Origin of the sequence: Metabacillus bambusae, from assembly GCF_017497975.1 — a bacterium.
Taxonomy (GTDB): Bacteria; Bacillota; Bacilli; order Bacillales; family Bacillaceae; genus Metabacillus; species Metabacillus bambusae.
The window spans coordinates 29,972-50,452 of sequence record NZ_JAGDEL010000029.1; the positions used below are offsets into that span (position 1 = coordinate 29,972).

Below are 20,481 nucleotides of genomic sequence, written 5' to 3' on the forward strand. Positions count from 1 at the left end.
TGATGTTTTACTTTATATTATTTTTAACACACAAAATCCATACAATAAATTAAATAATTGTATGGATTACAATTTCAATGCTTACTTAGATTGATAGAATGCGAGTGAATGATGTAAAATTCCTTATTATATTTGATCTTTTTAGGTAGCTTTTATATTCATACAATATCGTTTAAAATACATACAATATACAATGTAATTGTATGGAATATTATCATAGAGGTGGAGTATGCCAGTAAATTCATTTGATCATTATCCAATGTCTTGGAAACCTGATAAGCAGGAATTAAATCGCCCTTTTTATAAATCTCTGGCTTCCTTACTTGAACAGCATATTACAAATGGTTACTTAGCACCTGGAACAAAATTACCTCCGCAACGGGAATTAGCAGATTTTCTTGACTTAAACTTCACCACGATTACACGAGCCTACAAAATATGCGAGGTAAAGGGATTAATTTATGCCATTACGGGAAGTGGTACCTTTGTGGCTCCTAATGCTACTCGTTCTATAACCATTTCCACGGATAAAATGTCAAACGGTATTGACCTTGGCTTTGTAGCATCTTTTGAGCAAACCAATAGTGCAGTAACAGACATTATTCGAACCGTTGCGAATAAAAGTTATTTGGAGCAACTTTTAAATTACAACGATCCAACAGGTATCCCACATCAAAAAGCGGCTGCCCTAAACTGGATAAAAGGATTTGGTATTCAAGCGAACCAAGAGCAAATAGCGATAGTTTCTGGTGCTCAAAATGCATTGTCTATTGCCTTAGCTGCTTTATTTGAGCCTGGTAATAAAATTGCAACTGACTTATACACGTATTCAAACTTTATCGAATTGGCAAAAATGTTCCATATTCAGTTAGTGCCTATTCCTGGGGACCAATTTGGTATGTTACCAGACGAACTTGAAAAGCAATGCAGTCAAATAAATATTCACGGCATTTTCCTAATGCCTTCTTGTTCTAATCCTACTACTGTTATGATTTCAGATTTTCGAAAGCAAGAACTAGCTGAAGTCATCCGAAAGCATCGTTTACTATTAATCGAGGATGATATTCATGCATTTCTAACGGCAGGTATAATCTCTGATTATCAACAACCAATGTTCAATTTACTGCCAGAACAGAGCGTTTATATTTGTAGCACCTCTAAGTCAATTTGTTCTGGATTAAGAGTTGCCTTTATGGTATTTGGAGATGCTTTACGTGAGAAAATTTTAAGGGCTATTTTTAACATCAATGTAAAAACTTCTTCTTTTGATGCAGAGGTCATCACAGAACTCATTCTATCAGGAAAGGCCCATGAAATTATCTCTTTCAAGAAACAGCTAGCACAAACTGCAAATGATATTTATTTTGAATATTTTCCTTTAAGAAAGAATGCAGGACACCCTCTAAGTTTTTATCGTTGGCTACCAATTGACGGGCAAAATGACGCATGGAAGTTAGAAACTGATTTAAAGGAGCATGGAATTCGAGTTTTTCATTCCGATCGTTTTCTAAGCGGGCAGACCACTCCTGAGAAGTATTTACGAATTGCACTTTCTACTACAAATACATTCACAGAGTTAGAAATCGGATTGAAAATATTAAAGGAGTATCTCAGCTGTTAAAAAATTCGGCTCATGTCTAAGAGATTGTTGCTTTTAAAGCAACAACTAATTCAGGTTGATTGGAGCGGATTGCGAGACTCATGCTTAGAGCAGCGGTACAGGTGAGACTCATGCAGGCGTTTTACTCCGAGGAGACTCACCGCCCGATCCGCGGAAAGCGAGCATCCTCTCGCTGCAATCAACCACACCTCACTTGGTAAATAGCAACAAAGTTTGCGAAAACAGCCAAAAATTTAGATCTTTCGTTTTTAAAGTATCACGGCCTGATTGTTTAATAATGTTTACGAATATAAAAATAAAAAAGGATACCTTCAGCGAAAACCAATAGGTAACCCTTCCTCAACCATATTATATTGATTCCTTTACACGACCAATCGATAATCCTTTTACAAATAAATTGATAGTTACCAAATTAGGATTACTCGCCATTCGTTCATTAAAAAACAGCATCTTTTCAGTCCGGAAATCAATATTGGAATCGTCATAAACCCGTCCACCTTGTAAAACGTTATCCCCAATGAATAAAATCCAACACCTTATTTCATTATTGTCTTTATCATAAACTCCATCAGCCGCTTCAACGGCTTTTTGTAAATTTAGAACATTATAGGTTCCCTTATCAAATTCCTCTAAATCTCCATTAGAAATAACGAGATCCTTTAATTCTTCAGAGCTTAAATTTGGATACATTGTAATTAATGTTATAAAAGCAGCAGATACAATAGGAGTAGACGCAGAGCTACCTTCGAATAACCCCTTTTCTGATTCACTGACTGTCGATGTTAAAATATCCTCTCCAGGTGCAAAAATTTCAATATTATCTAGGTTAGGCTTTCCCATGATATTACCATCTAGATCTACACTTCCGACACCAATCACACCGTCATATGCAGCTGGATAATAGTCTTCTGACTCACCTTCATTCCCTGAAGAAGCAACAATAATTATTCCTTTAGCTAGAGCTTTATCAACTGCTGCCTTTAATATATCCGTATTCTTCTTCGTCGCAAGACTGATATTAATCACTTTGCAATCATTTTCAATAGCAACTTCTATTGCCTCTGCTAAATCCTTTGAAGTTAACCCCATATCTGTACCAGCTTGTATTGATAATACTTGAGCATTTGGTACTAAACCTCCTGGTTGTGAATGGCCATTACCATCACTTACTAAAATTCCACTTACCATTGTTCCATGGAGTTGTTGAGAACTAGAAGTCAATAAATTTAAAGATTCTTGTGAGATATTGCTCTCTGATAAATATTTATTACCCAAATCAACTCCTGTATCGATAATAGCTATTTTCGGTGTTTTATCTTGATAAGGTAAAATATCCCTAGCATTAATAATTTCTAAAGGCTTGTTATATAAACCAATTTGTGATTTTCTTTCGATTCCTTTATAAACTCCAAATCCAGATAGAAATAAAATGGATGCCGCTAAAAGTAAATAGAGTACTTTTTTCATAATTATGTAGTCCTTTCGTACCTTAATTGTAAAGGGTCCTTTACGTAAAGTTTCCTTTACATTAAAATTGAAATATCATTAAAACAGGAGGTTAACATATTGGATGCAAAATAAATTAGAGGAAATAAGAAAGAAACATAAGTATTCTCAAGAAAAACTAGCCAACATGTTAAGTGTAAGCCGCCAAACCATTATTTCAATCGAAAAACAGAAATACAACCCTTCATTGATTCTAGCTATCAAAATAGCAAGAACATTTAACACAACTGTTGAGGATATATTCATTTTAGATTTGGAGGATGAAAAATAATGAATTCAAGAAAATTGTACTTGTATTTAGGAATACTCTTTACTTTAATTTTTCTCTTTATGACATTTGTTACTTTTATGGCAAAATCGACTAGCATAAATTTCAACTCACTCATTATTTTATCGTTTGCGATTATTTCGTTTTGTTTGTATTACTTACAACCACATTTAAGAAACAATGATGAGCGAGCTAACGACATAAAAAAGAAAACTGCCTTTTCTACCATCATCCTGGCTTTAATCTATTTTATCCTCATATTTCTATCTATAAAGCTAGGTGTTCTCGAAGATATTCTTAACGGTATGCTCCTATATGTTTTTCTTATTTTAACTACTTATTTTGTCTCTTTAGTTATAATTACAAAGAGGAATTAAAGAGGCTGACTCAAAAGGGTCTGACACCTCCCAACATTACTAATATATAGTAGCCTTTAACGTTTAAGGTGCTATATATTGTGTTGGAGGGGTCTGACCCTTTGGTTTTTAGTCTCCCTTTTTAATTTAGGTTAATTTAGGCTTCGGCTGCTTTTTTCACACACATCGCTGCAACTGAACCTGTTGCAGAAGCCTCAACCATAATGCACCATACACAGCCTGCTCCAGCTGTTACTAAGCAGATCCCCCCACAAACAACTCCAACAACCGCTATAACAGTCCAAGAAATACCTTGAGATGCTAAACAGTTGTTTAATACACTCCAAGACCACTGTGGCATTACATCCGGTTTTTCCAAGATTTCAGAAATTACTTCTTCACCATTTGTAAATAAACGTAATTCAGCACTCTCTTCATCTAACAGTTTTACATAAATCTCATTTACTGAAGCTACAGAGTTATTCTCATCAATTACAAAGGAAACACCACTAATATCTTCTAATTTACTAGAATCTTTTATCAAGAATTGCACAAAAGTAGTCCCGTCATTTAGAGCTTTGATTACAGGATTATTAGTATCTAGATCCCCCTTTTTAATCATTTCTAATTCATTTAAGTTGGACTTAGCAATTTTAGTTAATTCCTTTTCTTCTTTTGCACTAAAGCTTTTTGTAGTGTCTACATACTGTTCCACTGATTCTTGAATATTTGGTATTGGAGATGGAGTATTGCTCTGTTGTTCTTCCGCTGAGGCAACTCCTCCAAATCCAGATAATGTAACAGTTGCAGCAATTGATAAAACCATTCCCAGTTTAACTACTTTACCAAATAATTGCTTTTTCACATTCCCACTCCTTTAATATTCTTCTAATATACCTAACGCGTCGGCACAACAATAATAATAGTTTGATAGTCTTCCAAAATTCAACAGCATTTTCCATAAATGGTACTATTTTAGGTCACTAAATAGTGGGAAAGTACTTCTATCCGACAAAATCCGAGTTCTTTTGGTCTTTTCTCTCATTCGTTGTCTTTTTAGTACAAAACTCCTGCTTTTCCCCATATAAAAAAGCCCAAATTATAATTAAGGGCTAAGCAAATTGATCTCTTTGATAATTAAATTCCTATTTTATCTTTACTCATTAAAAAGCGGATTATCGAATGCAACGGATATCACGGACGGCACTATTACGATTTTCAACTTAATATCCCTCCAAAAGTACTTTTATTTCTTTTTAAAGTACTATAAAAAATTTAAAGGATAATGAGAAAATCATTAAAAATCAGGTAGAAAATGTAAGGCTACTTATTTAAGTATATTGAAATAAGCTCTATCCTTGTTAAAGTAAAGCACCCAGTTACTTCAATATTGAATTAACTGGTCAAACCGTTCGTCCATCTCTCAATAAAGTAAAATTGTTTTGCAGCTCCCTTTCATTAATTGATATCCTAATTGCCAAGTCTTTAGTTCGTAAAACAAAATCTTTGACACCTATAAATTCAGATTCAGCAATCAAATAGAATTGTGTTCCCTTTTTTATACCTTTAAAATTATTCTTTAGCTTATATATCTTCATTATCTCACCTTAGCTACTCCCTTTTAAATCTATTGATTGAAAACTGAGAAATATCTATGTCATTCTTACCTGAAATAATCAAGTTACTTAGGGCTTGTCCAACTGCACTACAAAATTTGAACCCATGTCCTAAGAATCCTGCTGTAATCGCAACTTTGAAGTACTTAGGATGTAGATCTATGATAAATTTTTTCATCAGACTTAAGTGTATACAAACAGGTTTTTACATACTTCTATTGCCGAATATCAGGGATATATTGATGCAAAAATTGAATCAAATCGCCTTCATCTTCTGCTATTTCACCCCCGTTTGTTTAATAAACCTTTAGTTTCTTCCCCATTTATTTTCGAAAATAAGGTGTTCTAAAGCACGCCTTTTTTCCCAATTAACTAATTCCAAAATAGGTTTTTCTGGGTAGTTATCAGTATAACAAATAGATATAAGATCAATAGGGTCAATATGTGGTGGTATTTCTAAAATATCTCGAATATCATTCTTTTTGTAAAAACTTACCCACCCCAACGCCAATCCTTCTGCACAAGATGTTAACCACATATTTTGAATTGCACAGGCTGTAGATAAAATATCTGTTTCAGGAATTGAATTTCGTCCTAATACATGGGAGCCACCTATTGTAGGGCTCACATATGGATAAGATATTGGTCCTTTGTCTATTTTGGGGTTACATTACAATCTTAATTCCTTCTTTATTACACATTTTATACAAGCGAATATTACTTTTTGAAGAAAAGACATTGGAGTCTTAATCTTTAAGAGAATCGCCCCTGTTAGTGAAACAAGAATTTGTTTTCCTGATAATATTTTTTAAAAAGGATATATTATTTATAGGAGGTGCAAATATGAAGGACAAGGCAATTTTGAACTTATTGACTATATTTGGAATAGGTGGAAGCATATTTTTTTTATTACGAAGAAAAGGTGATTTGAAGGACTGGTTTCTTATTTATTTTATTAAAACTTTAGTTTCTACTGTATTTGATGGACCAGTAATAAAGACAAAATATGTGCAATATCCACACCGCTATTTTCCTAAATTATTTGACTCAAACATTGTGTTTTTATATATATTATTTCCTTTATCATGTGTCATATATAATCAATTTACTTATAAAATGAATCCGTTAAAATCAATCGTGAGTGTTTTCCTTTTTAGCGGACCAATGACACTTTTTGAGAATTGGCTTGAAAATAATACCAAATTAGTGAAATATAATAAGGGCTGGAATAGCTATATTACATTTATTGTTCTTTCGTTTACTTTTTTGCTTGTTAAAGGATGCATTGAGGGAATTCGTTTCTTGGATAAAAAAATTCACAATCCCTCAATTGCTACAGAAAAAAAAGAATTTGCAAAATAAGTTAGAATTATGTGGTACTCACTAAGTTTTATTGTAAGTTTGTCACTATATTCCATAACTAGGAGACTTACATTGGTCTACATTTTTACCATTTCCTCATTAGTTATTAACATACTAATAATTCTGTTGGTACCCATTAAACTAACACGACAAGAAATTTATATAACATGGATGTTTGTTACTCTAAATGCACTTACGGCTGATCTAATTTTTGGCGATATACTTGATTTATACGATTTAATGGACCCAGGACCTCAAACATATGATTTATTTGTTCAGATTACCTTGCCAGCAACATTTGGGATTCTTTATCTAAACTTCATGCCCAAAAGCAAAAAACGGTTTATCTATTATCTATTGTTTTGGGTTATTTTCTCGACACTTTTTGAACTTATATCCAGCTATTTTGGGTACATTGTTTATAAGGGGTGGAAGCTTTGGTGGACTCCTATCTAATTCTTAATTGCTTGTCTAATTACTCGTTGGCACTTTTATTTTGTTCGAAATAAAAATCCTGGCCATTAAATCTCGAATAGTTTACATTATGGTTCGGAATAAGTGAGAAATGTTCATTAACTTCAGTAGTTTACCTACCCCATTAAGTTATTTATAATTGTTGTGAATGGGGGTAATTTAATAATGAAAAATGACAATATAATTAGATTAAAAAATTATGCAAGAAAATTAAAACAGGATTTATTCGTTCTTTACCTATCATACAAAGACAACAGAACACCTTGGTATGCTAAAGCAGTCGCAATCTGTGTTGTGGCCTACGCCTTTAGTCCAGTTGATTTAATCCCTGATTTTATTCCTATTTTAGGGTATTTGGATGACCTCATTCTCATTCCTCTAGGAATCTCCCTTGCCATAAAATTAATACCTACTTATATTATAGAGGAAAATCGGTTTATGGCTGAAGAGTTGAAGAAGAATGAAAAACCAAAAAATTGGTTTGTTGGTATTCTCTTTATTTTAATTTGGATTTCACTTGGAGTGTGGATAGGAAAAATGATAATTGATTTTACATCATGAGAATTATTAATATTCTATTTTCTTCAAATTCGTATTATCTGCGAACTGAGACATTAATCAACTTCTGATCAATAGTAAACTAATTAATTCCAAACCTATTCTTTTTAAACTTCTTCCACTACTTCATCAGATGATTCTTTAGGCATTTCTACGATGTCTTCAAATTTCACACCTGATGCAAAATGAGAAGATATTTATAATAAGTGTTTTTTTAAGTTCGTTTAATTCTCTTGATTTTTCACTATAATTTCATTCTCTGCTATAGTTTCCTTTTTTTTCGTTTAAAGTCCTTCAAATTGACTCAAGGATCTTTCTACCTAATATGATTGGATGTCCCTTTGTAATATCTTTAACATACTCCCAATCTATTGGAATTCTCCAGGAGATGTCATTCTCTTTACCGATTACTCTATTCTTATCTATTACAACAATTTAAGAAAATCTCATATCTTTTTTTTACTTTTTTCCATGTGATTTTTTATTTCTATTGAAGTTCCTTGTTTGTTATACTAAACTCCACATTAGCACAAAAAAGCGACTGCCCTTGGTGAGCAATCGCGCCCTTTTCTGGAATAGGCTTATAATATTTATAAATTTTGCACCTGAATTAAATATATATTATTAGTAGTGTGTATTTAAGAATTCCTTAATTTCATTGTTAATTTCTATTAAATGTTCTTCTGAAGGGAAATGTCCCATATCAATTGTTTTGGCTTCTATTAAATTTGATATGATTTCTCTTGCTACTTTGTTTAACCGATTGGCTGGAAAAAAGATGTCTTTTTCTCCTGTAATAATCAAAGTAGGAGAGTTATACCGCATTAATTCCTCCTTTTTTGTTAATTTAGGCATTTCTTGTTCAAGTTTAATAAATTTAAAAATATCTCCAATAATGCGTTTATCAATTTCTTTCATGCTATTAGACGACATTACGTTTGTAATATTATTGAGATATTTTTCAGAAGAAGTGATATTGAATAGGATTAATGGAAGTAAAATATTCTTACTCATTTTAAACTTAGATCCCAACTGTATTCCTGCTGGAGAGACTAAAATTGAACAATCAATCTTATCTGGCATAAATGCTGCTAATCTAAGAATAATTCCAGCACCATAAGATGGACCTATAAATGCACATTTTTCAATATTGAAATAATTCATTTGCTCTGTTATCCATTGAGCAAAACTATCGTCTTTTGCTGAAATCCTTTTTTGTTCACTGTATCCAGGGTGTCCAATAGTATCTGGTGCATAGATTCTATACTTATCTATAAGAGGTGAAAACCAGGATAATGTCATTGGATTAATACAATTGCCACCTTGAAGTATAAACAAAGGTTTACCTTCAGTCGGACCTGCAACAAGCATATGTGTTTTTCCGTAACTTGTATCAATATAAAATCTTTCAATATCGTATGTGAAAGTCTTTATATAATTTTCATAGTACTGAGCAATTTTTCTTTTTCCTTCTGTACTTTTGTAAATTGATGTTTCCCTCATAAAACACCTCGATTCATATTCCAAATATAACCTTCTATTTAGGTTCTACGTTAACTACCCTTTAAAGGTTTCATCTATTCTTTAATTGGAGAATGTGATCTTCAATTATATGGCCTTTTGTTGAAAAAGAATCGAGTATCCCCCATCTTTTCCTTAAGTCTACTCATTCATAATTTTTTGTTCAGTTAGTTATAAAAGACTCAGAAACTACGAATATAAGAACAAAAGCGCAAGCGCCCTGATCAGCCTCGGGCAAATAAGATGATTTAGAATAGAAGGCGTTCTTTGCCTTCAATTCTAAATTATCTAGACCCTAGAGGGGTTAGGCGCTGGAGCTGGATGTCGTGCGCTTATCCACAGTTCAAGAATTTTATTATTTCCTAAACGAAAACAAAAAAGGGTACTATCGGCGATAAACCAATATGTAACCCTTACTAAACCATATTATACTGATTCCTTTACACAACCAATTGATAATCCCTGCCCAACTGGCAAAATAATAAATTCTAAATTAGAATCATTCGTCATGCGTTGATAAAACGCACGCATGTTTTCAGATCGTAAATCAACATGAGAGGCGTCATAACCCGTCCACCTAGCAAAACGTTATCGCTTACAATTAAAGCAACAGGATTGGCTATACGAATTGAACGATCTAAGAAGTTCGGATAATTTTCCTTTTGTGAGTACTGTGCTTATAAAAAACGCCTCAAACCCAATAATACCAAGGAATTAAGGCACTTCATTTACGTTGATTTAATTGGTTAATTGATATTTTTACGTGAACTCGATCCTATTTCTTATTACATCCATTTATCGTACTTCTCATTTCTAGCTTGGTTATATAAACGGGCATAGAGTAGTACCGGAACACCCTTAGATTCGAATCTTGAATTTCTACTGCTTTACGGATAGCTTGAGCTTCAGTTAAGCACCAAAATCAGTGCTTCACCACAATGTGAATTTACTAGAGGCTAAAGATATTGAGTTTCTAGTTGTGAATACCCAACATACAACTCATATCCTAATCTTTTTCTAACTTTATTTCTAAAAGAACTTCCCCCCAAAAATCATCTTCTGGTGCTTTACGGTCATTGTAAACTACTCCAATAGGATTTATGGTAAACATCATACTCACCACTCCCTTAATAGGAAAATAATGACACTTCCCTCTTTGATGGAGTATTACAAATTATTTGTTAAAAGTAATAACTTTTCCTTATCTTTTTTTGACTACCTTCCCATTTAGCTCAATAAGCTTTTTTAATTAAACTTCCCTTAAAATGAAAAACGAGAGCTTCAATAAGAATTCGTTACGTTACTGAGTAGTTCCGCCCAGTTCTGCACAATAAAAAAAATCAGCATTATTTTTGCTGACATCTAATTCTATGGTTCAATTATTATATTAAAATAAAAAAAATTAGATCTACTCAAACCAAGTAGAAGTGTACCATTATAAGTAAAAAACTTATGCCCACTCTAGTAACCATTTTATCTAACACACCCTATACTCAATAGAATAGTTGTCCTCATCGTTACAATTTAAAGTTAACATAATTTTATTTAGCTAATGTTAATAGATTATAAATACTTTATTAATTCAGCAAACGGCCCTTTTGATGAAAAAGAATTGAATTGTGTATTCCCCATTTTCCCCTTTAGTCTACTTATTCATAATTTTTTGTTCAGTTAGTTATAGCAGCCTCAGAAACTACAAATATATAAAAATAAAAAAGGATACCATCGGCAATAAACCAATTGGTGTCCCTTCCATAAATTTCATTTTCTTTTACACGACCAATTGATAACCACTGTCCAACTGGCAAAATGATCGATTCTCAATTAGGATCAATTTCAAGCAGTTAAGTCAACTTTCTATGAGCATCTGCCAGTTGTTCGTACATTCGTGTGGTAATATCTCTTAAGACAGGGAAATATGGACGTATTTTGTTAAGGTGCTGTATATCTATATCACCGATTGTTATTCCTTCGCCTTCGTATGGAGCTTTACATACGACCGGTGTTCCAGGTACTTTTGTTTCTTTTTCACCGGCTCCTATAATACATCCACCACCCCAGTATGTGGTTTCTCCTTCTTGTCCTACAAGATTTGTGTATACAAAGTTAATTGTATTCTCCATCGCTCTTGCTTTTACAATAGGTTCAAAAATGTCCTTTTCAAATGTTGGTGAACCTGAAATGCCTACGATGATATCGGCTCCCTTTAATGTAAGCAAGCGTGCTAATTCTGGGAAGAAGATATCATAACAAATAAGTATCCCAATTTTTCCTATTGCCGTATCAAATACAGGGAGATTTTCTCCTGCCTTAAAGTATCTTCTGTCTGGAAATGCGCCAGGACCAGTTTGGTCTGTTGCATGTCCTGGAAGTGTATTCTTTCTACAAGAGCCAATGTAACCTTCTGGACCAACAAGGACAGCTGCATTGTATAGAATACCGTTTATACTTTTTTCTGGCATCCCCCAAATAATATAAATGTCATGTTGAGTAGCTATTTCTTTAAAAAATGTTACAGCATCTCCAGGAATAGGCTCGGCTACATCAAAAAAATCATCCCCACAGTTGTAACCAGTCAATGCTAATTCAGGAAAAACAACTAATTTTGCTCCCTGTTCCGCTGCATCTATTGTGTATCGTTTCATTTTTTCGAGATTCTTGTTTTTCTGACCCGTTTCTGGTGTAATTTGTCCTATCGCTATTTTAACCATAGCACTTGCCTCCATCTCTTTTAACATATTAATATACGTAACTACCTATTAATCATTCTTATTAAGCGGGCTATATTACGAGATGAATCATTTAGCAATTGCGCTGCATTTTGCATCGATTGTTCCAAACTCATAGGTCCACTTGAAATAGAATGACAGCTTATAAAATATTCATACAGTTCTTGATAACCTTTTCCTAGTGAACCAGAAAGTAAGATCGTATGAATATTATTCTTCCTTGCAATTTTCGCTACATGAACAGGGACTTTTCCGAAGGCTGATTGAAAATCGCTTTTCCCTTCTCCTGTAATGACCCAATCCGAGACCTGAATATACTTCTCTAAGTTAATTGCTTCAGAAACAATTTTCGCTCCCGATTGAATCTGTCCCCCCAATACTAGCAACCCAAAACCTAATCCACCTGCTGCACCAGCTCCTGGTGTTTTTTTTATACTTTTACCCATAACGGTTTCAATAAGGCTCGCATAGTGACCTAAGCCCTTATCTAGTGGTTCAAGATCTATCTCTTTTACTCCTTTTTGAGGTCAGAAGACATAGGTTGCTCCATTAGGGCCACAAAGTTCATTCTCCACATCGCTTGCAATAATGATTTCACATTCATGAATGGAAGGACAAATTGAGGATAAATCAACTGAAGCAATCTTTGAAAAAAATCCTCGACCTTGGCGTATTTGTTGCCCTTCTGCACCAAGAAACTTCACACCTAATGCCTGAAGCATACCAAAGCCACCATCATTGGTTGCACTTCCGCCAAGTCCAATAATAATCTTTCGATAACCGGAATCTATCGCATGATTGATAAGCTCTCCTACCCCAAAAGTGGAGGCAGATAGAGGGTTTCTTTTGGAAACAATCTGCAATCCTGCTATTTTTGCCGTTTCAATGACTGCGGTTTTGTTATCACCTAAAATTCCATAGCATGTTGTTACTCGTTTTCCAAATGGATCAGTTGCTTTAAGTTCAATTGTTCGACCATTTGTAGCATGAACAAGAGCTTCAATGGTCCCTTCACCGCCATCAGCCATCGGCAAAACATCGATGTGAGCGTCAGGAATTTCGGCTAGAATTCCATTTCTAATACTTTGCCCTACTTCACTTGCATTAAGGCATTCTTTAAATGAATCTGGAGCGATTAAAACTCTCATAAAATACCTCATTTTTATAGTTGATTATTTAGTCTTTTCTAATTTAGACACTATTTCTGAAAAGCTAGCGGTTTTGCAAAGCTCCGCTACTAATTTCTTATCCTCTACTAACTTCCATAGTCTATTAAATAAGGTGCTGAATTCTTCCTTATCCCTTTCATTTAATGCTAGCAGTAACACTAATTGGACATTTGATCCTCCCCAGTTTATCGGTTTCTTTAAGATTCCAATTGCAATGCATGAATCAAGAGCATTTGGTTTTAATGGATGTGGAATGGCTACTAAATTGCCAATCGAAGTTGGTGATATTTGTTCACGCTCAAGTACAGAATCTACGTATGAATCATCTACATATCCTTTACTGTTTAACGTGGAAGCCATCGTTTTAATAGTTTCGGCAGGGTCTCTTTTGTCAATTTGTGAAAAAAATAAATCTTCACTAAATAAATTTTGGAGTTTTTCAAATGATTTTTCTTTGTCATCATTCAAATACTTTCGTGAAATATAGTCATTTACCATATCTACGTCTTTATCAGTCAATAAAGCATTAATATGCAGTATCGGAATCGTTCTTTCTTCTTTTACTGAAACGGTACTTAATATTAAATCGACATCCTCATTTTCAATGTCTTTAATGGAATAGGATGGGTATGTTCCAACAATATTTAATCCAGGAAATTTACTTTCAATACTAGCAGCAAGAAGTTTTGCTGTACCCATACCTGATGCACAAACAATGGCTACCCGCCTTACTTCACGTTTTTTCTTATTTTTTATCCGTTCAATTGAAGCAGCTAAATGAACAGCGATATATCCAATTTCATCTTCATTTATACTAATTTGTTGTTCACGCAGAATGATATTAGAAGCAACGATAGCTAGTTCAAAAGGAAACGGGTAGCTGTTTTTTATTTCTTGCAACATCGGATTTCGAAGATTCATTTTATATCTCATTCGATTCATTGCTGACCTTAAATGCAATCCTAGTCCATACACTAGTTCTTTATCTTCCAAAAGCTCAATACGATACTCTCTATTTATTTCAGAAAGAATATCTATTACTAATTGATAATTACTTTCTCCAATTAATTCAATAAAATCATCATGCAACAGATTTCCGCCTTGAAACTGCTTTGCTCCGAGTAGATGAATCGTTATATACGCAATTTCCTCTTTAGGGATTTTTATAGAAAATTCCTTTTCCAATGCCTTTACGATATTGGTTGCCACATGGTATTCTCTCTGTTCTTCAATATCTTTAATTTCTAATGTATTAGGTTCAATATTCTTTCCCTTTTTTATGCGTTGGATCCCAATAGCAATGTGCATAATTAAATTATTAACAGGCATTTCAGCAATATTAATCGGTAGGTGCTGAATATGATTATTAGTAATCGCTTTAATTAAATTCACGTCTATCCCTTCTACAAATGAAGGATCACTATTATTCATCGCATCACGTGATTGCTCACTTTTCATATTTGACAAACAATCAGACAAACAAAAGCGAATGTTCATCTCAATACCGACTAGTTTTATACCATAGTTAGGCTTTTTATAAAGAGAAACATCGAATTTACTCAATAGCTTTTCTACTATCTTTAAATCGTTGTCCACCGTCGATTTACTGACAAATAATTCATTGGCTATTTGTTCAATTGTTATATAATCATCAGCCATAATGATTCTTTTCAAAATATAAAGAACTCTTTCTTCGGGTAAAATTGGAAGGTCTTGATTTCCAAATGTTTCATGTATTTGGAACAATTCTTCTATTAATTCCCTGATTTCTTTATTAGGTTTAGGTTCTAAAAAATAACCTACTCCTCTTTGTGCATCAATTTTTACGCCGATTTTTTTCAGCTCTAGGTTTAGAGTGGAAATATCATTTCTTATCGTACGTGAAGTGACACCTACCAGTTTTGATAAGTATTCGCTTGTGATAGGCACTTCGTAAGCTAGCAATTCTTTTATTATTTCTATTAAACGGTTGTTTAACAATCCCATAACCTCCCTTCATTAAGATTGGCTCTTTTCTAAGAGATTGTTGCTTTTAAAACGAAAACTTTTTAAGGTTGATTGGAACGGATTGCGAGACTCATGTAGCGTTTACGCCGAGGAGGCTCACCGCCCGCCCCGCGGAAAGCGAGCATCTCTCGCTGCAATCAACCACACCGCACTACTTGGTAAATAGCAACAAAGTTTGGCGAGTCAGCCTTAAGATTAAACCTTCTTAGTATAGCAAATTCAATGATTATCAATCCAGATTGTCATTTAACAAAAAAGAGGGTACTTGAAAAGAGTAGACAGTCTAACTCTGCATCAAGGTATCCCCCTTTTCGATGAACTTTATCTACTTAATTTAAAGCTAATTATTTCATTACTTTTAAGATCGTTCAGCACTATTTCGCTTTCATTTAATTGAATACGCTCATCTGCTTCAGGATGAAGGATTTCATTAAAATCAACAACCTCAATTTTGTTAAAGAATTCTGTATTGACAGAAGCCATTGCAATAGGTAATTCCTGATTCGTTGTATTGTAAATTCGCACAATAATACTATCATCATTTTCACATTTTTTCACAGCGCTAATAGCCATTTGAGAGTTATCCAATGCAAAGAAATGATTCACATCTTTGAACTTCCCAGCTTCTGATTGATGATAGACCGGAATAGCTACCATTGGAGCAGTATATTCGTTAGATGTTACTCCAATTTTCGCATCGTTAAGATTGCCGGAATGTGGCATAATAGAATATTCCATCTCATGGTTACCATAAAGTATGCTATCTGGGGTTTCAACATGGAGACCTGATCTTCTTCCAGGTCGATCAACTAAATCTTGTTTACCCATATAGTCAGTTCCACATAATAAGGTCAATGCAATAGTTGGTTCTTGTCCATTCAGAATCTCATATTGCGGCAATCCTTTATTAAAAATAGTAAGTCCTTGTTCTTCATCAGAAACATTGACAAATTTTTGTTGTGGATAGATTGGATAATATTTTTCTTCCCATTTTTCTTCTTCCCAATACTCCACTTGTGGAAGGAAATTTTCACGGCATATCGTTCCAAATTGTTGATCAGCAGTATGAGTACTTGCTTTAAGTCCACTTTCAAAAAGGGCCCGAATTCTGTGGTTTTTCACTGTATTATCAATAACCGTTCTAATATCAATTCTGTTCTCATGACGATTTATCGTAGCCAATGTTTCAATCGTGGATGATTTAGTTTCTTTCGATCGTCCATTAACATCTGTATCTTCAGGAAATTGTAGAGTATGAACTATTTTTACAGTTGCAAAAATAGGACCGTTATGAATGACTACGATCTCAGGCGTAGAATCCTTCGTTGTGATGATCATATCTTCTCTCGGTGGAGAAAAATCATATTCATCTCCAGCATTTCCACCTTCTTCAAAAACATTGAGATTGGAATATTTTTTACCTGTTAAACGTTCTTTAACAGATATCGAACCATTTGATTGAACTTTTACTTGAAAATAGTCATTAGAAAAAACACCGTCTTGGTATATGTGAGTTGAATCATGATTCGTTGATCGATTCTCTTTAATATAAAATGTTTTATAACCAAGACCATTTATTTCTGCAAGGAATTTAATGTTGGTCGTCCAAACGAATTGATCTTCATTTTTAACACCAATCTCAATTTGTTTATCATTTAAGTTTTCTTTTTTCGTTTCAATGATTTGATATGGAATATGATTACCTTTTGGGTCCACGATGGCAAATTCCTTTGACTTCAAATGAAGGGTAGCCTCTACAATATTCGTTCTTTTGTGACCTAATGTGTTAAACACAATTAGGGGGATACCTTTGTTGTAGTCGAATTTGATTTTATTAATTAAATCAGTTGTTACATCATTCTGAACGGTTTGACCAATTTGCTTTGCGAATTCATACCTCATTTCCATTTCCTTGTGTGTAGCATCTGTACAAACATTGCAAATGGAATCATGAGCATGATTTTGTAGCATGTATTTCCAACCCTTGTTAATTATATCTTTGTCATAGTTGTTTCCTAAAAGAAGAGACATCGTATTAAGCGGTTCAATGTATTTTTCATATAAATTTTGAACTTCAAAGTTCTTCTTCTTCAAGTCTAAACGAGTAGAGGCGATACTTACATGCACACGCATGTTTTTTCCTTTTCTAAATTCGCCTTGGATTGTTTCCAAGTTTTGAGGCTCTTCCTGTACAGAATCAAAATAATCTTTTAATTTGCTAATTTTCACTGAAGAGTTACTACCAATGGTAGAATAATGGCTATTGAGCTCCTCAACAATTTCTGGTAGCTCTTTTGTAGCACTTTTTTGGTCAAAACCACACATTAATAACATACTTGTTGAGTTAACCATATCTTTTAATTCTTTATTATTTTCTTCAATAACTTTTAAATTCTGTTCAAGATCGGTTGAAAGCATTCTTCCATTTCCATACCCTAATGGCAAATGGGTAGTTAATACTTTTGATCCATCTGGACCTTCCCACCAAAAATCAGTTTTATTTGTCTCCTCATCTGTAATACCACGCCAAAAAAGTGCATTCTTGATTCCAAATCCATGTAATACTTGAGGAATCTGAGCAGCTTGACCAAATGAATCAGGCAGATACCCAATTTGCATAGCTGGTCCAAACTCATCTGCAATTTGTTGTCCAATTAGTAAGTTTCTAATTAAAGACTCCCCACTTGGAATAAACTCATCTGGTTGAATATACCAAGGTCCAATTAATAAACGTTCATCTTGAACTAGCTTCTCAATTTTTTCCCTATTATCAGGTTTAATCTCTAAATAATCCTCTAACACAATCGTCTGTCCATCTAACATAAATGATATATATGCAGGATTAGTCTCTAGTAGTTGAATTAACTCATCCATAAACCGAACAAGCTTTACTCGGTATTGCTGGTAGGTTTGGTGCCACTCTCGATCCCAATGTGTATGAGCAATGACATGATAGTTCATATTGAGCCTCCATCAGTAAGAATCTATTTTGGTCATAATAAACATGAGGGAACCATTATTAGGTCCCCAATGTCAACAAGATTAATTTTTTATACTGCTTCTTCAGTAATCGCCATTTCTTCTTCTACATTCTTCTTTAATACAACTGTTGTTACAGCTGTTACGATAATACCTACTACAAAAGCAATGACAAACATGATTGGCTTAATGAAGAATGGTAGGACGAACACTCCACCACTTGGAACTGGAGCTTCTGCACCTAAAGCCAGGGCCAAGGCTCCACCTACAGCTGAACCTATTACAATTGAAGGAATTACACGAAGTGGATCACTTGCCGCAAATGGTATTGCACCTTCAGTTATTCCAGTTGCACCCATAAACGTTGTTGGTAAAGCACTTTGTCTTTCAGCTAAAGTAAATTTCTTTGGTGCCAGTCTAGTAGCTAGTGCTAAACCGATTGGTGGAGTCATAATTCCAATCCAACAAGCAGCCATTGGAGCGTATATCCCTTCATTTAACATACCTACACAGAAAGCAAAAGCTACTTTATTAACAGGGCCACCCATATCAAATGCCATCATAGCACCTATAATAATTCCAAGAACAATTATGTTTCCACCACTTAAAGATTTAAGCCATACTTGTAATCCTTCTGAAAGAGCAGCAATTGGCTGACCAATAATGTACATTAGTAATGCAACAGCACCAGCACCTAATAATGGAATAATAATAATTGGTTTTAATTGCACAAAATAACGATGTATTGGAAGCTGTTTAATAATATTCACAATATAACCAGCAATGAATCCGGCCACAATACCACCTAAAAATCCTGCTCCAATCTCATTCGCGACCAAGCCACCAACCATACCTGGTGCAATACCTGGACGATCAGCAATTGAGTAGGCCATATAACCCGCCATAACAGGAACCATTAATGAGAAAATCAGCACTCCTATTTCGACAGTTTTTTTAGCAAAACCCGTTTCTTGTTCTCCTCCACCAAGTAATAAACCGATAGTTAGTAACAATCCACCTGCTACGACGAAAGGTAGCATATAAGAAACACCTGTCATTAGATGTTTTTTTGCTTCTTCAAGAAAATTTTTCATAAGAGACCCTCTCCTTTTCTTAATTCATTATTCCTTAGCTAATTCCATAGCTTGATTTATTAATCCTTGAGGGTTTTTTACCGCTTCAGCAACCGAAACTTTAACTGTCGGGATATTATTAAAACGTTCAGCCTTTGCAATGGCCGTATCTACTGCAAGAATAAGTGCTCCTGCCTCAGCTATTTCTTTCTCTTTGATAGCGTTCTCAATACCCATAGCACCTTGCTTTTCAACTTTTATTTTGACGCCCATTTTTTTAGCAGAAGCTTCTAAAGCTGCAGCGGCCATATAAGTATGAGCAACACCTGCAGGACATGCTGTAATTGCGATGATTTTCATTATACTCTCTCCTTTATGAATTGGATTTTTCACTTAAACAATCTTCTAAAAAACATAATACATCTTGTTTATCTGAAGCACTCATCAAGCTTGTTCTAAAATCTTCGTCTATTAAATTTCCTGACAGAGTTGAAAGAATTTGAAGATGAGTCAATCCACCTTCTGATTCTGGTATTGCAAGCATAATGATAAATGAAACTTCACAATCATCCATTGCTTTCCAATCCACTCCATTTATCATTTTCCCAATGACAATGCTAGCGTTTTTGACCGTTTGACTTTTGCAATGTGGAATTGCAATCCCATTTCCAAAGCCAGTTGTGAATTGTGCTTCCCTTTCTAGTACCCCCTGAATAAAATCTGACTTCGAATCAATTCGATCCTGATTTTCAAGTAATGAAGCTAGATGTTCGATTACTTCTATTTGATTTGAAGCATCAAGTTCAAGTTCTATTAAATCTTCGTTTATAAGTGATGTAATCTTCAATTTTTTCCCCCTCAATCTCATAGTAGTATACACGCTAAATAATGATTTTTTACTTATCTTATTATCAAGTGATAGAACATGTATTGCTCTACAATTATTATAAAACCCTTCTTTACAGAATAAAAATTAACTCTTTTCCTAAAGTTATAGGAAGCGCTTACGCATTTACTTCTACCTTATTACTCATTAGCAATACACACGCATTGTGTTTTCTTGTTATTTCGTAATAATTAGTGCAGTTAGGAATCGTGGAGACAGCTGAAAAAGGAGAAGAATTAGAGAAACAAATAGACTTCATACGACGACACAAGGACACTTTAAAAGATAACTTGGACTGATTTAAATGAAAAAGATAGATACAGTGGGCTACACCCAATGGAGAGACAATTTATTAA

The 20,481-nt window shown here is 34.0% G+C and carries 14 protein-coding genes and 3 pseudogenes; 5 read left to right on the forward strand and 12 right to left on the reverse strand.

Features of this window, described 5'->3' with window-relative positions:
* The first annotated feature begins 229 nt into the window (after positions 1–229).
* A complete protein-coding gene (locus I7822_RS25570) occupies positions 230–1,621 on the forward strand; it encodes an aminotransferase-like domain-containing protein (protein WP_207981893.1) in 1,392 nt (463 codons plus the stop codon).
* A gap of 348 nt (positions 1,622–1,969) precedes the next feature.
* Here the strand turns inward: I7822_RS25570 and I7822_RS25575 are convergent, their stop codons facing one another.
* The gene (locus tag I7822_RS25575; protein WP_207981894.1) at positions 1,970–3,088 is read right to left on the reverse strand and encodes a S8 family serine peptidase; all 1,119 of its coding nucleotides are present in this window, start codon (positions 3,086–3,088) and stop codon (positions 1,970–1,972) included.
* A 103-nt stretch (positions 3,089–3,191) separates the two neighbouring features.
* Between I7822_RS25575 and I7822_RS25580 the strand changes: the two genes are divergently transcribed.
* Entirely contained in the window at positions 3,192–3,398 is a 207-nt protein-coding gene (locus I7822_RS25580) for a helix-turn-helix transcriptional regulator (protein ID WP_207981895.1), read from the forward strand.
* A 510-nt stretch (positions 3,399–3,908) separates the two neighbouring features.
* On the opposite strand, the gene I7822_RS25585 is transcribed toward I7822_RS25580, so the two are convergent.
* Together I7822_RS25585 and I7822_RS25590 are read right to left on the reverse strand one after the other, a co-directional pair.
* Positions 3,909–4,616, reverse strand: a complete 708-nt coding sequence (locus I7822_RS25585) for a hypothetical protein (protein WP_207981896.1) — start codon at positions 4,614–4,616, stop codon at positions 3,909–3,911.
* 1,058 nt (positions 4,617–5,674) lie between these two features.
* Positions 5,675–5,989: pseudogene (locus I7822_RS25590) on the reverse strand (nitroreductase family protein); the annotation flags it as partial.
* A 221-nt stretch (positions 5,990–6,210) separates the two neighbouring features.
* Between I7822_RS25590 and I7822_RS25595 the strand changes: the two are divergent.
* The 3 genes from I7822_RS25595 (at position 6,211) to I7822_RS25605 (ending at position 7,764) form a co-directional block, all read left to right on the forward strand.
* On the forward strand, positions 6,211–6,729 hold the full coding sequence (locus tag I7822_RS25595; RefSeq protein WP_207981897.1) for a CBO0543 family protein: 519 nt from the start codon (positions 6,211–6,213) through the stop codon (positions 6,727–6,729).
* 72 nt (positions 6,730–6,801) lie between these two features.
* Positions 6,802–7,185: a hypothetical protein gene (locus tag I7822_RS25600; protein WP_207981898.1), complete on the forward strand. Its 384-nt coding sequence runs from the start codon at positions 6,802–6,804 to the stop codon at positions 7,183–7,185.
* A 183-nt stretch (positions 7,186–7,368) separates the two neighbouring features.
* Positions 7,369–7,764, forward strand: a complete 396-nt coding sequence (locus I7822_RS25605) for a YkvA family protein (RefSeq protein ID WP_207981899.1) — start codon at positions 7,369–7,371, stop codon at positions 7,762–7,764.
* A gap of 294 nt (positions 7,765–8,058) precedes the next feature.
* On the opposite strand, the pseudogene I7822_RS25610 reads toward I7822_RS25605, so the two are convergent.
* From I7822_RS25610 to I7822_RS25655, 9 genes and pseudogenes are all read right to left on the reverse strand, one after another.
* Positions 8,059–8,196: pseudogene (locus I7822_RS25610) on the reverse strand (dihydrofolate reductase); the annotation flags it as partial.
* 189 nt (positions 8,197–8,385) lie between these two features.
* Complete coding sequence (locus I7822_RS25615) at positions 8,386–9,288, reverse strand: alpha/beta fold hydrolase (protein ID WP_307847886.1); 903 nt, start codon at positions 9,286–9,288, stop codon at positions 8,386–8,388.
* A gap of 1,838 nt (positions 9,289–11,126) precedes the next feature.
* Positions 11,127–11,993 carry a carbon-nitrogen hydrolase family protein gene (locus tag I7822_RS25620; RefSeq protein WP_207981900.1) on the reverse strand — a complete coding sequence of 289 codons (867 nt, stop codon included), beginning with the start codon at positions 11,991–11,993 and terminating at the stop codon, positions 11,127–11,129.
* A 41-nt stretch (positions 11,994–12,034) separates the two neighbouring features.
* Positions 12,035–13,171 (reverse strand): annotated as a pseudogene (locus tag I7822_RS30030) (glycerate kinase).
* 12 nt (positions 13,172–13,183) lie between these two features.
* On the reverse strand, positions 13,184–15,160 hold the full coding sequence (locus tag I7822_RS25635) for a BglG family transcription antiterminator (RefSeq protein ID WP_207981902.1): 1,977 nt from the start codon (positions 15,158–15,160) through the stop codon (positions 13,184–13,186).
* Positions 15,161–15,508: 348 nt separating this feature from the next.
* Entirely contained in the window at positions 15,509–18,148 is a 2,640-nt protein-coding gene (locus tag I7822_RS25640) for a glycoside hydrolase family 38 N-terminal domain-containing protein (RefSeq protein ID WP_207981903.1), read from the reverse strand.
* Between the two features lie 89 nt (positions 18,149–18,237).
* Entirely contained in the window at positions 18,238–19,260 is a 1,023-nt protein-coding gene (locus I7822_RS25645; protein WP_207981904.1) for a PTS fructose transporter subunit IIC, read from the reverse strand.
* 27 nt (positions 19,261–19,287) lie between these two features.
* Positions 19,288–19,599, reverse strand: coding sequence for a PTS fructose transporter subunit IIB (locus I7822_RS25650; RefSeq protein WP_207981905.1), 312 nt, complete (start codon positions 19,597–19,599; stop codon positions 19,288–19,290).
* A 13-nt stretch (positions 19,600–19,612) separates the two neighbouring features.
* Positions 19,613–20,086: a PTS sugar transporter subunit IIA gene (locus I7822_RS25655; RefSeq protein ID WP_207981906.1), complete on the reverse strand. Its 474-nt coding sequence runs from the start codon at positions 20,084–20,086 to the stop codon at positions 19,613–19,615.
* Between the last annotated feature and the right edge of the window lie 395 nt (positions 20,087–20,481).